This window comes from Phormidium tenue FACHB-1052, assembly GCF_014696675.1.
Lineage (GTDB): Bacteria > Cyanobacteriota > Cyanobacteriia > Phormidesmidales > Phormidesmidaceae > Nodosilinea > Nodosilinea tenuis_A.
In genome coordinates, this window is the sequence record NZ_JACJQN010000032.1 from 1 (window position 1) to 14,696 (window position 14,696).

Sequence of the window (14,696 nt, forward strand, 5' to 3'; positions counted from 1 at the left end):
CCAGGGGCAATCTGTGGCTGAGGTCCTGGAGGTGCTGATGCCTGCTTAGACTCGATAACTCTGCCCCGAAGTAGCCCTTCAGGCTAACCTTCCAAGTCGTGTCAAAGTCCCCCTTTTTATAGACGCTTGTGGCTTCCCGCAGGGTAGGGGGATTTAGGGGGATTGCTAGCTTTGGTCGGTAGTCCTTCAATCTCTAGATGCGCCCTAGCGTCGCCCATGGGCACCGTCTCACTTGAGATGGGTTTCTACAAAATCAAGAATGGCCTTGTACCCGCGAATCTGATTTTCCTTCTTGACGAACCCGTGGCCTTCGTCCTCAAATACCACATAGTCTACCGGGATGTTCCTGGCTCTCACGGCCTCTACAATCTCGTCAGATTCTACCTTCAGCACTCGGGGGTCGTTGGCACCCTGTAGCACCATCAGGGGTTTGATAATGTGCTCCGTGTGGAACATGGGCGACTTGGCTCTCAAGAATTCCTCATCCTCAAAGTCACCCATTTCCTGTTCCAGGGCCTTACGGTAAGACTCCCACCAGGGAGGAATGCTCTGCAGGGTGCGCACCCAATTGGAAACGCCAAAAATATCAACCCCCACATCGAAGGCATCGGGCCGGAAGGCCAGAGCGGCCAGCACCATGTAGCCACCATAGCTGCCACCCATGATGCCAATCCGCTGAGGATCGATATAACCTGTCTCAATCAGCATTCGTTTGCTTGCCACCACATCCCCCAGGTCGGCATCACCATGTTTGCGGTCATCTAGGTGATAGAAGGTTTTGCCATAGCCGGAGCTACCACGATTGTTGATAGCGTAAATGGCATACCCGTGATTGACCAGATATTGAATCAGGGCTGAATAGCCGACCCGGCTTTGCCCCCCCGGCCCACCATGAACCCACACCAGGGCGGGCACCTGGGCCTGTTCGCTGGCTTGCAGGGGCCTGTAGAGAATGCCAGGAATTGCCAGGTCATCGTAGGAGGCAAAACGTACCACCGTGCCCTCTACTAGATCCTCAGGATCGATGTTAGGGTTCAGGGAGCGGGTGAGCCGGATGGGTTCATCTTCTGAGAAATGGTAGACAAAGAGGTCGCGGGGCATTTTGCTGCTGCTCGCATAAAACGCCAGCCGGTCTTCGGTGGCGGCGATTTTGACGGCGCTGATCTCGGTGTCAGGCGGTTGGGGCAGGTCGATGGGGGTAAGGGTGGCGGTGTCATAGAGGCGCAACTCGGTCTTGGCATCGTTGTTGATGCTCAGCACCAGATATTTCCCTGCTTAGATAGGGCAGCGCTGGTGATATCCCAATCAGCAGACAGGAGTGTCTCATGGCTTTTGGTCGCTAGCTCGTAGCGCACCAGGTACAAAAACTCGCTGTCTTTATCGGTGAGGTAATAGAGGAACTGACCATCGGGACTGAACCCCGAGGGGTAGTGGTTGATGTCGCCGTTGTGGGCGGTGATTTTGGCGAGTTGGTTGGTCTGACGATCGCATAGATAAATGTCGCTGTCAGCGTTGGTCTCGGTTTTGCTCAGGGCAATGGTGCGGCGATCAGGAGTGATGGCCCTGAAGTTAAGACCTTCCTTGTTTTCGTAAATTAGCTGCCGTTGGTATGACTCGACCTGGTACTCGTAGGCATCGAAAAAGCGGCGATCGCGCTCGTTGGTGCCCACAAAAAACGATTGATCATCCTGTGCCCATCCCAGAAATATGGCCTTGACCTCATCCCCTGGGGTCAGGTCGGTGACAGTGCCATCAGGCGACTGAACGTAGAGGTGGCTGAGTTCGTTACCGCCTTGATCACTCTCATACAGGAAGCGCTCGTCCTGAGGGAAGTAAGCGATAGCAAAAATGGAATCAGTGGTGGAGTGAGTCAGGGGAGCAATCGTACCGTCGCTGATGCGAATGGTGTAGGCGTTATAGATTCCCGAAGCATCGCTACTGACGAGCACAGTCGTATTGTCGGGTGAAAACGAGGCCCCTGCGTAATTGGTCGTGCCCAGAAAATCTTCGATTGAATAGGTTTTTGGGGTGTTCATCGGTTCGTTTCTGATTTGCCTACTTCTCTATTTTTGAGCTGATCAGCCTCAATTTCAATCTTGGCCCGTGGCACCACTGCCGCAAGTATTCATGCGGTCAAGGGTTTGCCAGTGTAGATCCGCCAACTGACCAGTGCCGCTTTAGCGAACTACTGGATTACGCCAAGACATCAAGATAACAATCAGAAGTAATGCTTGAATAAACCAGGGAGCTAACGTAAGACCTGCGAACAAACTTAGAAACGATACGATCGCAGCAAATATTCTAACCATCTCTTCCCGTGCCATATTCCTGAGACACAGCGCAAAACAGGCGATCGAGAGTGAGGCTAAAAGTGGAGTAAGCACCATGATAACTAATGAATAACGAAAGGTTTTTGAGGCCACTTGAAGGATGAAATCAGGAATCAACTGTGGAGAAATATTTCATGGCAGTAAACGCATTCTGGAGAGTTCTCTTGTTGAGCCTTCCAGCGCAAAGCAAATAAGCCGTGATGTCAGTGGTTATTAACTCAGTAACAGAAAGAGTTGACGCAGTGACAAAAAGAAGAATTTTGATCGCATGAAACTGAAGTTGCACGGGTATTCCATGCAACTTTCCGAATCCAATGAATGGATTACGAATCCGCCCTGAATAAATTCACAATAGAAATTAGCAGGACAATCATCTTCAGGTTGAAAAACTGAAGTGACCACCCTTTGTCTTTCAATTAGGATCTAAAGCGGCTGGTAGTTTAAAGCAAAAACTTGGTGGGGATTCAAGTCGCACAGTGCTGCCACAGCGAGGCGATTACAGCAACTTCTGCTTGACTGTTCTTTCCCAGTGCCGAGCGGCAAAGTAATCAAAGCTTGAATTTGCAACTGCTTTTTGAGCAGATTTTAAGTGTCGGTGAACGTCAGCATTCATTTTCCTAACAGGCTTAGCGCTTAATTCAGGTAAACATTTTTAGTATACCACAATACGTTTTGTGGTCAATGTCTGTACTTTGAAACGACAATTGAGATGCCCCGCTATAATTGAGCGCTATTAGTCGTGCTAGGAATAAATCTGGTGGTTTACTTTGGGGGAGCGACCAGCCACATATTTGGTTATTGGTGGTGCAGAGATGGTGCTTTGGCTGGTGGCGATGGTTCTGTCGCCTAGCTCAGGATTATGAACAGCTGCCTGAACATGCCGAAGCCATGCTCCAAATCGCCATGATCCGCATCATGCTCAGGCGCTTGGCCTAATTTGCTATACCCCTACACCTTTTCAAACGCCCTCTGAGCGATCGCCGCATGTTCAATCACTGCGGCGACGGCATCTGGATGGGAAACCATCACGACATGGGACGCGCCATTGACGACGACTGTCTCATTAGAATTAGCTCGCTCTGCCATAAATGATAGGGCGGCGGCTGGGATATTGAGATCGCGATCGCCATAAATAAACCAGGACGGGACAGACTTCCATGCGGGTACACCAGAGGCTTCGTTCAATGCAGCTTCCGTAATTGGACGTTGGGTGCTCGCCATCAACTGCGCGTCGTTGGCGGGCACATCTGCGGCAAACTGCGCGTGGAACCTGTCTTGTTGGATGTAAAGGTCTTTGCCGCCATCAGGTAGTTCGACTGGGGGCGCGAGGGTCGGCCCCAGGGTGCTGCCTGGATAGCGCCCTGAAAGTTCAACCGCAGTTTCGCCCGCATCAGGAGCAAAAGCCGCAACGTAAACCAACGCCTTCACGTTTTCGTTGTCCTTGACCGCATTCGTAATCACTGCACCCCCGTAGGAGTGACCTACGAGCACAATGGAACCTTCAATACCCTGGAGAACGCTGGCGACATAATCGGCATCGCTTTTGACTCCGCGCAGGGGATTGGCGACAGCAAGCGTTGGGTATCCCTTGGGAATGAGCTGGTTCAATACACCATTCCAACTGGAAGACTCGGCAAATGCACCGTGAACCAGGACGATGGTCGGTTTACTGTCTTGAGCGCTAGCAGGATTCATAATAGCTCCTAAAGATGTGATGATCGTGGTACTTAAAAAGAGTGCGACGATGAGAAATAGTCGGATGCCATGCTTGAGCGCGAACCTCTTCATGGTGTGGCTTCCTTTGTGTTGGGTGATTTCGTCAGTTAGCCTTTGATTACGCAACGTGAGTGGTCATAAAACGATGGATATAATTCGCGATCGCATCTTCTGTACTCTTCCAGGCAAAGTGTTCGGCACTGAGGAAGGTGTCGAGAGTTAAACGCGAATTTAGGAATGCAGTTGCTACTTAAACGTCAACTGTTTGAGTTCCCTTTGATTCCAGTTGCCTAACCTGGCAGCAGCTTCGTAGGTGCTTTGCAAGAACTCTAACAACATCTGATCGGGTGATTCTGCCTCGCGGACAGCGTCATAGGGCAAGATAAATTCACCTAACTCTTTACTGTAAAATGCAGCATCGGGACGAACCTCAGCTTGCTTAAACCCATCGGGTTCTGGGTACGCATAGGAATAAAATGCTGGGTAAGATAATCCGGCTCCGGGCCAAAATCCGGCACTGCTGACTTCCTGAGAATAGGCTTCCTTTGCCACTACATCCGGCAAATTCGGCACTCCTCCCGGATGCTCCGGAGCCGATCGCCCCGAAAAGCGAGTCACGGCTAAATCAAAACTCCCCCAGAAAAAATGAACCGGACTCACCTTGCCGGAAAAATGTGAACGAAATTCTCGAAAGACGCGATCGGACTGTAGCAGCACTCGCCAGCATCGATTGGCATAATCCGCATCATAGGCGGCATGGGTTTCATCCTGCTCAAATTGAATCGGCTCTGGAACTTCGTTTGGCTTGGTGTTAATGGTGATGTGAAGATCTAATTCTCTCAGAGTTTCCATCACAGTCTGATAAAAATCAGCAACAGAGCGAGGGTAGAGGGCGATCGCCCGTCTTGCCCCTTCGCTGGTTTGAATCAGCAGCTCATGATCAATGAAATCGAAGTCAATTTGAAAGATCCGGCTACCATAGGGAATCGTGGAAGTTGTCAGTCCCCGAACGGTTAAATAGAGGGGAATATGCCAAGAATGATTAATCCACGGAGTTTGAGCTAATCGGATTTTGCCGATGATTTGCGTCCACATGTGCAAGGTGGTGTAAGTCTCTTGCCATGCGTCCAAGGGTAAACTCGGCCAAATATCTATTGGGACAGGCTGATTTGACATATGGTTTCCTCGCGAGTAGAAAAGGGGGCGTGATCAATAGTTCTTCTGTTGCTCGTCAGCAAAACACCATAGCCATTGTTCTCCCAATTCGGCTGAACTGATCACCGCGTGTCCGCTCTCTTCATAATGGCGGCGAGCGTGCTGATTTTTGGATGAGTCACAGCACAGCATTGTGCCGCAGGTTTGACAAATTCTTAAATGTACCCAGCGATCGCCAACTCGCAGGCATTCCTCACAGCGGAATACCGGGTAATTGGCTTTTGAAATCATAGTCTCTAGCGTCAGTTCGTTCAGGTGTTGACAAGACATGAAAGATTCCTGTGAATGGGCAAGATATGGACTCGATCAAGTGGGATACAGCCATTTGCGAAAGAGTTGAGTGAGGCGCGGCATAATCACGTAGGTCAGCAGGGCAACCGTTAGACCTGTAACTAACAACGTTCTAAGCAATACCGGAAGCCCAGCTAGGAGCGGTACTAGCAAGTGATTGAGAATAGATATCGTAAAAAACACTGCCAGCCATGTCACGATCGCCATTTTGTAGCGCGGAGGTGGAGCCTTTATAGGTTTGTTGGGAAGCGTAAACCAGGTTTCTAAACCCGTTAGAGTTTGAATGGTTTCAGGCTTTTCAATCAAGGGTTGTAACCGCTCCAACCATTCTTGCCGCACGCTGGATTCCAGCCAAGTTTTGAGGTTGTTGTAATGATCAAATCTGACGATTGCCACATATTCAGGATGAGCGGGGTTACAGGGGCGAATCACATTGACCCCTAAATGTCCCTTAAATTGATGGGCAGCCGTTGCAATCCCGTGTAACCACTCCTCATATCCTTGCTCACGCCCAGACCGAATGAGGTGAGAAATGATAGCTGTCACCTGGTGAGTTTCTTCATCTGTACCGGCTACCAGTGGGCCTAGCATTGGACATGACCTCAAAAAAACTCTAGCTGCAAGGAAGTAATGATGGCTAATGAGCGATCGCCAGCGATCGCCCCTATTCTATGCACAAAATCATCCAGTGCTGCTGCAATGCCGCAAATAAACTGGATCACTGAGCAATGACAACATCCACTCAGTTATACACGAGTCATGAGGCGTTCGCGATTGGCAGAGCCAGCATTTGATGTTGTTGCATAGCTCGTCATTAGGTTTTTGTAGTCAGGAACAAACTCTGCAAGGAGATTACCTAGCCCTTCAATATCGTTACGCCAATCACGGTGCAATTCACCCACAACGCTAAACCAATTGACCAACTGAGCGCCAGCACGAGACATCCGATCCCAAGCTGCATCGCGACAGGCTTTATCAAAGGTGCCAGAGGCATCAGTAACCACAAAAACGTCATATCCTGCCTCCAATGCTGAAAGCGCGCAAAAAGTGACGCAGACATCCGTGACAATTCCGGCAATAATCAATTGCTTCTTACCAGTTGCTTCTACGGCTTTAACAAACTCCTCATTATCCCAAGCGTTGATCTGTCCGGGGCGCGGAATGAAGGGAGCATCAGGAAACTTCTCCTTCAGTTCCGGCAGAATGACTCCATTGGGACCGTCCTCAAAGCTAGTGGTCAAAACAGTAGGCAGGTTGAAAAACTTGGCTATACTTGCTAGCGCTAGCACATTATTTTTGAAGTCGGCAGCACCAATATCACGCACAAGCGAGAATAGTCCAGTTTGGTGATCCACCAGTAAAACCGCAGCATTATTCTTGTCTAGACGATTGTACTTGAATGTAGACATTAGGTAATTCTCCTATTTGAGCGATTGGTGAATGAGGAACTGAAGAATGAAATCAAAAGCTAAACATCTCTGCTTGTGCTTTTAAGTGAAACGTCTGTTTGCCCTCAAGGGTTGATGATGTAAGCGATCGCGCCATGAACTGAGTCTGCAAGACAACTCTAAATTTCGCCACTTAAAATCCGCGAGTTAGGCACGGAGTTAAGGCATTCGCGTTGCGTGCCCAAAGGACATTCGCGTCACTGTGCGATCGCTCCTAATGCTTTCAACGTCGCTGCTTGAGCGTGCGTTAATCCAGTTGCACCTTGAATATTCATGCCTTCAAGCATGGAACCGTGCAATTTACTTGCTCGATCCATGTGCATGACTACTTGCACAAATTCAATATAGGGGGTTGTCTTGAAGCTGTCGCCTATAGCAAGTTAAATTTTTTACAGTGCAAATTGATAGAGTGACCATGCCATCGTGGAGTAGAAGGCTGGCTCTAACTTAAGTTAGAATCCGAACTTGATCGAAAGTACATTCATACAACCGATCAACAATCAACGTCTGAATGCAAAATCCGGTAGCGATGTCCCACCCCTTTGGCAAGCGATATACTTTGGGAAACGGATGACAGTCCTTCATCGGGGAGCACTCAATGATTACCCTGCCTGGAATTACTATCCACAGCAAAATTTATGAGAGCTTAGCTTCTTTAGTGTATAGGGGCATCAGAGAGCAAGATAACTGTGCAGTGATTGCCAAAGTTCTCAAACAGGACTATCCCTCTCCTCAGGACTTAACTCGCTATCGGCAGGAGTATGAAATTACTCGTTTTCTCAATATTGAAGGCGTAGTCAGGGCATACAGCCAGCAAGACTACCAGCGCACGCTGGTTATTCTTTTGGAAGACTTTGGTGGAGAGTCTCTAGAATGCTGGATGCGGCAACAATTAGACTTCTCTCCCATGCCGCTGTCGGTTTTTTTGAATATGGCGATCGCCATTGCCGATACTCTAGGCAAAATCCATGCGGCTCATGTCATCCATAAAGACATTAATCCTGGCAACATTGTCTTTAATTCGAGGACTGGCGTTGTCAAAATCATTGATTTTGGCAACGCCACTCGCTTCAGCCGCACCAATCCCACATTCAAAAGTCTCCATCTTCTAGAAGGAACCCCCGCATACCTGTCGCCAGAGCAAACCGGACGAATGAACCGGATGCTCGACTATCGCACCGACTTTTATTCACTGGGCGTAACCTTCTACGAACTGTTGACGGGACAATTACCGTTTCCCACTACAGATCTTCTAGAGCTAGTCCACTGCCACATTGCCAGACCGCCGACTCCCCCGCATGAATTGAACGCGACGATTCCCCAACCTGTTTCAGATCTTATTTTGAAACTGATGGCAAAGAATGCGGAAGATCGCTATCAAAGTGCTTGGGGCATTAAGGCAGATTTAGAACGCTGTGCCCAGCAACTGGCAGAAGTGGGTCAGATTAACGCCATATCCTTGGGACTGCAAGACATTTCTGAACAGTTTTGCATTCCTCAAAAACTGTATGGGCGAGAAGCAGAGATTGAAGCATTATTAATGGCGTTCGACAGAGTGGCAGGGAGTGAGGGAGTAGAGGAATGGAAAAGTGGGGGAGCAGAAGAAGAAGTTACCCTGCCCTCGCATCGCGAAATGATGCTGGTCTCCGGTTATGCTGGCATCGGCAAAACGGCATTGGTGCAGGAACTCCATAAACCGATCACAGCAAACCAAGGCTATTTTATCTTTGGCAAATTTGACCAATTTGGGCGCAACATTCCCTACAGCGCCATTGTGAATGCCCTGCAAAAGTTAGTGCAGCAACTCTTGAGCGAACCGGATGGGCAGGTGGAAGTGTGGCGATCGCGCCTGCTCACTGCTCTGGGCAGCAACGGACAAATTATCATAAATGTCATCCCCGAAGTTGAGTTCATTATTGGCAAGCAGCCACCTGTGCCCGAAGTTGGAGCAACAGAAGCACAGAATCGCTTCAATCTCACGTTTCAAAGATTTGTGCGGGCATTTTGTGCAAAAGAGCATCCCCTAGTCATTTTCTTAGACGATCTACAGTGGATCGATTCTGCGACGTTGAAGTTCATCAAATTCATCTTACTTGATGAGCAAATCCAGTATCTGTTTTTGATCGGAGCCTACCGAGATAACGAACTGACTCCAACGCATCCGTTGGTCTTAACGCTAGAGCGCTTGCGAAACCAGGGAGCAGTACTTCAGGAAATTACCCTGGCTCCCTTAACCCTGGAACCGTTGACTCAACTGGTGGCTGAGACATTACATCGCAATCCTGATACCGTTCGTTCCTTAGCCCAAGTCGTGTTGTGTAAAACCGAGGGCAACCCTTTCTTTGTTGGCGAATTTTTGAAGCTGCTGCATAGCGAAAACCTGTTAACCTTTGATGCCCAACAGTTGAGTTGGCAGTGGAACCTAGCTGAGATTGAAGCTCAAGATATCACCGCTAATGTGGTAGAGTTGCTGCTGCGTCAGTTGCAGAAATTGCCGGAAGCAACACAGCAGGTTCTCTCCATTGCCGCTTGCATTGGATCTGAGTTTGATTTAGAAACGTTGGCGATCGTTTGTGAGAAATCACCGAAAGCAATTTTCCAGAATCTACTAGCAGCAATACAAGCGGGATTAATTCAACTCCTGTCTGAATTGGACGAAGATTTGTTGGTTCAAGACTATAGGTTTCTGCACGATCGCGTACAGCAAGCGGCTTATGCTTTGATTGATGAATCGCAGAAACAAGCTGTTCATCTCCAAATCGGTCGCGATTTTCTCGAGAAAACTTCACCAGAGCAACGATCCAATCGGTTGTTTGAAATCATCGATCATTTCAATCAAGGACTTGAGCTAGTCACTGCTCGATCAGAACGAACTGAAATTGCCAGATTGAATTTAATGGCAGGCCAGAAAGTAAAGGCATCAACGGCTTATGAAGCAGCTTTCAAGTATTTCACTACAGGACTTAAACTCCTCAATTCAGAGAGTTGGCAGGATGAGTATGACCTGACCTTGGCGCTGTATTCAGAAGCAGCAGAAGCGGCGTATCTCCAGGGTCACTTTGATGAGATGGAACAGTTGATAGAAGTGGTACTCGACCGCGCTAAGACAGTGGTTGACAAAGTACAGGTTTACGATAGCAGAATTCAAGGATATTTGTCACAGGGCAACCTAAAAGAAGTACTAAAAACTGGGTTGGAAGCGTTAAAGCTTTTGGGACTAGATTTGATAGAACATCCAAGCCAGACAGATATTCAAAGGGAGTTAGAGTCAACGTCTGCACTACTTGCTGAACGAGAAATCGAAGACTTGATTAACTTACCAGAGATGACTGCACCAGAAGCACTGGCAGCTCTGTCAATCCTAGCGAATATGGGGTCTGCTGTATTTATAACGTTACCAGAACTGTGGATACTGATTGTATGTAAGAGGGTAAATCTGTCAATTAACTACGGTAATGCTACCTGGTCACCACATAGTTATGTTGCTTACGGATCTGTTCTATGTGGAGTTGTTCAAGACATTGAACTCGGTTATAAATTTGGACAACTGGCTCTCAGCTTAGTAGAACGATTGCATAGCAAAAAAGGAAACTCGAAAACATTAATGTTTTCGAGTTTCCATATCCTGCATTGGAAGATGCATCTTAGGAGAACAATAATATTTCTGGATGATGCTTATCAAAATGCGGTGGAAACCGGAGACTTTGAATCTGCTGGTTATACTGCATATTTCGTGTGCCATAACTCATTTTTTGCTGGGGAGAAACTTACCCAGCTAGAACAAAAAACAGCAACTTACAGCAAAGCGATCAATCAGATCAGACGGGAAAGCCCCTCGAATTGGCTTGCAATATTGTGGCAGACCATTCTTAATTTATTAGATAAGTCTGAAAATCCTAGCCGCTTAGTTGGTCGGGTGTGTAATGAAGAGCAGGCGTTACCACACGCTATTGCAGTTAAAGATGGAAGTGCAATTAAATTACTCCATTTATACAAAATTATATTATGTTATCTATTTGGTGAATATCATCAAGCAGTACAAATTGCTATTTTAGCAAGGCAACATTTTGAGGAAGTGACAGCAATAACGATTTTACCTGTATTCTGCTTCTATCATTCTCTGGCGCTTTTGAGCTTATCGCTTGAGGCTTCAAACTCTGAAAAATCAGCTTGGTTAAACTCTGTTAACGCTAACCAAAAAAAGATGCAGAAATGGGCAGAACATGCCCCAATGAATTATCTACATAAATTTTATCTAGTCGAGGCAGAAAAGGCGCGAGTCTTAGGGCAATTTCTCGAGGCTGAAGAGTTTTATGAACGAGCGATCGCAGGTGCTGCCGAAAATGAGTATATCCAGGAAGAAGCATTAGCTTATGAATTAGCGGCTAAACATTATCTGGCGAGAGGTCGGGAAAAGTTTGCTCAGACCTACATGAAAGAAGCGCACTATTGCTACGATCGCTGGGGCGCAACCGCTAAAGTCAAAGACCTAGAGAAACGCTATCCGCAGTTCTTTTCTCAATCGTCTAGAGCCGCTTCCACATTAATTCCCATTACTGCTGAAACCAACAATAATCCCTGTCATGCCGCTCTCGATTTAGCAGCAGTGATGAAAGCTTCACAGGCGATTTCTCGTGAAATTGAACTGAAGCAATTGCTGCGATCGCTGATGCAAACTGTAATTGAGAATGCTGGCGCACAAACCGGATATCTGATTTTGGAAAACTCAGGAGAATGGTCGATTGAAGCGGCTTGTGAACTCAATGCCGATGAAAATGCTTGTGCGACTCAGGTGCTACAGTCTATTCCAATTGCCGATCAACTGCCAGAATCAGTCATTCAATATGTGATTCGGACTCTGGAGCCTGTCACCTTAAATGATGCGACTTGTGAAGGTGCGTTTATTAATGAGCCATACATTCAACAGAACCAGCCTCAATCTATTTTCTGTTTGCCGCTGCTAAATCAAGCCAAGCTGGTCGGTGTATTGTATTTAGAAAATCGGTTAGCAGCTGGAGTATTTACGCCAGAGCGATCGCAGGTTTTGCAGCTATTATCGACTCAAGCTGCGATCGCCATCCAAAATGCCAACCTTTACTCAGAACTGCAAGCCAAGGAAAGCAAGATCACTCAGTTCCTCGAAGCGATTCCGGTGGGAATTGGGATTGTGGATGCGACGGGTTGCCCTTACTATACCAACCAATGCGGTAATCAACTCATAGGCAAAGAAACTGATACTTCCATAGCAACGGAGCAGATCTCAGAGGCTTATCAGCTTTATGTAGCGGGAACAGATCAAATCTATCCAGCGGAGAGCTTGCCTATTGTGCGGGCATTAAGGGGCGAACGCATCAAGACTGAAGATATAGAAATTCGTCGAGATCATGTCTCAATTCTAATTGAGGCACGGGGAACACCAGTTTTTGATCAACAAGGCAATATCACTTATGCGATCGCTACCTTTCAGGACATTACAGAGCGCAAACAGGCCGAGAAACTCCTAGCCGACTACAACTGCACTTTAGAGCAACAGGTCGCAGAACGAACTGCTGCGTTACGACAAAGTGAGTCCAATTACCGTAACCTGATTCAGACTGCGAATTCAATCATCCTTCGCACGGATAGGCAAGGACGAATTCGATACATGAATGACTATGGACTGGGCTTTTTTGGTTATGAGGAAGATCAGATTTTAGGGCGTACTCTACTGGAAACAATCGTTCCAGAAACCGAAATATCTGGACGCGATCTTAAGCAGTTTGTTCATAATCTGTTTCACAATCTTGAAGATTCCTTGCCTCAAGCTTACCTGCAAACCGAGAATGAGAACCTTTGTCGAGACGGTAGACGGGTTTGGATTGCCTGGTCGAATCAAGTCATCTTCAACGAACAGGGAGAGGTCGTTGAAATCTTATCGGTGGGCAATGACACCACCCAGCGTAGACAAGCAGAAGAGGCATTACAACGCAGTGAAGCTAAGTTCAGAACGATCTTTGAAAACTCGCAGGTTGGCATCTTCCGCACCCGACTCTCGGATGGATTACTTCTCGATGCCAATCAATGCTATGCCAATCTGCTTGGCTTTGATTCATCAGAGGAGATGATTGGGCTTGAACACGCCACAGACTACTATGTAAATCCCAGCGATCGCCAACAATTCCTTGAGGTGCTGAAGCGGGATCGGGAAGTGCGAAGCTATGAAGCACAGGGGCGAAAACGAGATGGGACAGTGTTTTGGGGACTTTTCTCTGCTTATCTGAATGCAGACGATGACTACATTGAAGGGGTGATTGCGGATATTACCGATCGTAAGCAAGCAGAAGCCGCCCTACAAACGAGTGAAGAACGACTGCGCCTAGCATTAACCGCTTCAAATCAAGGACTCTACGATCTCAATATCAAAACTGAAGAAATCGTGGTCAACCCAGGATACGCTTTAATGCTGGGCTACGATCCAGAAACATATCATGTGACCACATCTAAGTGGATTGAGAGTTTGCATCCTGACGACAGAGAATCAGTGATTGCAGCTTACCATGCTAGTCTTACTGAAGAAGTCCCTAACTTTCAAGTAGAGTATCGCCGTCGTACCCAGGATGGTCAGTGGAAATGGATTTTTGATGTTGGCAAAATTGTTACCTGGAATGAATCCGGTGAACCCATCCGAGCGTTGGGAGTTTTTACGGATATCGATGATCGCAAGCAAGCAGAAGAAGCCCTACAAGCCTCAGAGACAAAGCTACGGACTCTAATTGAGGCAATTCCTGATCCACTGTTTGTACTGTCTGCTGAAGGGCGATTCCTTGAAATAATCGTACTGGAGCCAAATCTGCTATGGCAGCCCTTTGAGGAGATGATTGGTCAAACCATGCATCAACTTGGAGAGGAACAAGCTGATGAATTTCTAGGTTATATTCAGCAAGTGCTGAGAACCCAACAAATCCTCACGGTCGAGTACAGTGCGTTTCTAAATGGACGAGAAGCCTGGTTTTCGGCTCGCATTGCCCCAATCAGCCACGATCAGGTGATTTGGCTGTCGCGAGATATTACGGCGCTAAAGCAAGCAGAAGAAGCCTCAATTTTAGAAGAGCGCAACCGCATGGCACGCGAAATTCACGACACACTCGCTCAGTCGTTTACAGGTATTCTGGCTCAGGTCGGAGCTGCAAACCAGGTACTAACGGATGATTTAGAAGCAGCTCAGGCACACCTAGACCTGATCAAAGAATTGGCGCGAACTGGACTGACTGAAGCGCGGCGATCGGTTGTCGCGCTCCGCCCTCAGCTTTTGGAGGAGGGCAGTCTACAGAGCGCTCTGCACCGTCTTGTCGCTCAGACTAGAGCCGCCGCAATGGATACTACTTTGCACTATGGGATCGAGGGGGCAGTGTATGCTCTCCCTGCTGAAGTCGAGAATAACCTACTGCGGATGGGGCAGGAAGCCTTAACTAATGCAATCAGACACGCCAATGCTGACGAAATTCGAGTTCGGCTAGTCTATGATGACGACCAGTTTTGCTTGCGCGTGAAAGACAATGGACAGGGCTTTGGCGTTGGAAGCATACCGTCCGCTGAGGGTTTTGGTTTACTCGGCATGAGCGAACGGGCAGAGCGCATCGGTGCACAACTCACGATTCGGAGTCAACCTGGGCAGGGAACAGAAATTATTGTCACCGTTAATCCTTGAGTAGTATCA

General features: G+C 47.8%; 8 protein-coding genes. 1 reads left to right on the forward strand and 7 read right to left on the reverse strand.

Annotation, left to right across the window (positions count from 1 at the left end; genetic code table 11):
- Positions 1–228: 228 nt before the first annotated feature.
- The 7 genes from H6G07_RS26145 to ycaC all read right to left on the reverse strand — a co-directional run bounded on the left by H6G07_RS26145 (position 229) and on the right by ycaC (position 6,961).
- A complete protein-coding gene (locus H6G07_RS26145; RefSeq protein WP_199312455.1) occupies positions 229–1,260 on the reverse strand; it encodes an alpha/beta hydrolase family protein in 1,032 nt (343 codons plus the stop codon).
- The gene (locus tag H6G07_RS26150) at positions 1,254–2,036 is read right to left on the reverse strand and encodes a PD40 domain-containing protein (RefSeq protein ID WP_199312457.1); all 783 of its coding nucleotides are present in this window, start codon (positions 2,034–2,036) and stop codon (positions 1,254–1,256) included. The genes H6G07_RS26145 and H6G07_RS26150 overlap by 7 nt, the downstream gene beginning before the upstream one ends.
- Positions 2,037–3,278: 1,242 nt before the next feature.
- Entirely contained in the window at positions 3,279–4,118 is an 840-nt protein-coding gene (locus H6G07_RS25595) for an alpha/beta fold hydrolase (protein WP_073611243.1), read from the reverse strand.
- Positions 4,119–4,292: 174 nt separating this feature from the next.
- On the reverse strand, positions 4,293–5,177 hold the full coding sequence (locus tag H6G07_RS25600) for a DUF5996 family protein (RefSeq protein ID WP_199312459.1): 885 nt from the start codon (positions 5,175–5,177) through the stop codon (positions 4,293–4,295).
- Between the two features lie 78 nt (positions 5,178–5,255).
- The gene (locus H6G07_RS25605) at positions 5,256–5,531 is read right to left on the reverse strand and encodes a UBP-type zinc finger domain-containing protein (protein ID WP_073611245.1); all 276 of its coding nucleotides are present in this window, start codon (positions 5,529–5,531) and stop codon (positions 5,256–5,258) included.
- 36 nt (positions 5,532–5,567) lie between these two features.
- The gene (locus H6G07_RS25610; RefSeq protein ID WP_073611246.1) at positions 5,568–6,143 is read right to left on the reverse strand and encodes a putative antibiotic biosynthesis monooxygenase; all 576 of its coding nucleotides are present in this window, start codon (positions 6,141–6,143) and stop codon (positions 5,568–5,570) included.
- 155 nt (positions 6,144–6,298) lie between these two features.
- Positions 6,299–6,961 carry an isochorismate family cysteine hydrolase YcaC gene (ycaC, locus tag H6G07_RS25615; RefSeq protein ID WP_073611247.1) on the reverse strand — a complete coding sequence of 221 codons (663 nt, stop codon included), beginning with the start codon at positions 6,959–6,961 and terminating at the stop codon, positions 6,299–6,301.
- 637 nt (positions 6,962–7,598) lie between these two features.
- On the opposite strand from ycaC, the gene H6G07_RS25620 reads away from it, so the two are divergent.
- Positions 7,599–14,687: a PAS domain S-box protein gene (locus H6G07_RS25620; RefSeq protein ID WP_073611248.1), complete on the forward strand. Its 7,089-nt coding sequence runs from the start codon at positions 7,599–7,601 to the stop codon at positions 14,685–14,687.
- The last annotated feature ends 9 nt before the right edge of the window (positions 14,688–14,696 follow it).

What these genes read in the sequence shown, in the direction of transcription:
- ycaC (WP_073611247.1), bottom strand. Translation starts at nt 6,961, where the DNA reads ATGTCTACATTCAAGTACAATCGTCTAGACAAGAATAATGCTGCGGTT.
- H6G07_RS26150 (WP_199312457.1), bottom strand. Translation starts at nt 2,036, where the DNA reads ATGAACACCCCAAAAACCTATTCAATCGAAGATTTTCTGGGCACGACC.
- H6G07_RS25605 (WP_073611245.1), bottom strand. Translation starts at nt 5,531, where the DNA reads ATGTCTTGTCAACACCTGAACGAACTGACGCTAGAGACTATGATTTCA.
- H6G07_RS25595 (WP_073611243.1), bottom strand. Translation starts at nt 4,118, where the DNA reads ATGAAGAGGTTCGCGCTCAAGCATGGCATCCGACTATTTCTCATCGTC.
- H6G07_RS25610 (WP_073611246.1), bottom strand. Translation starts at nt 6,143, where the DNA reads ATGCTAGGCCCACTGGTAGCCGGTACAGATGAAGAAACTCACCAGGTG.
- H6G07_RS25620 (WP_073611248.1), top strand. Translation starts at nt 7,599, where the DNA reads ATGATTACCCTGCCTGGAATTACTATCCACAGCAAAATTTATGAGAGC.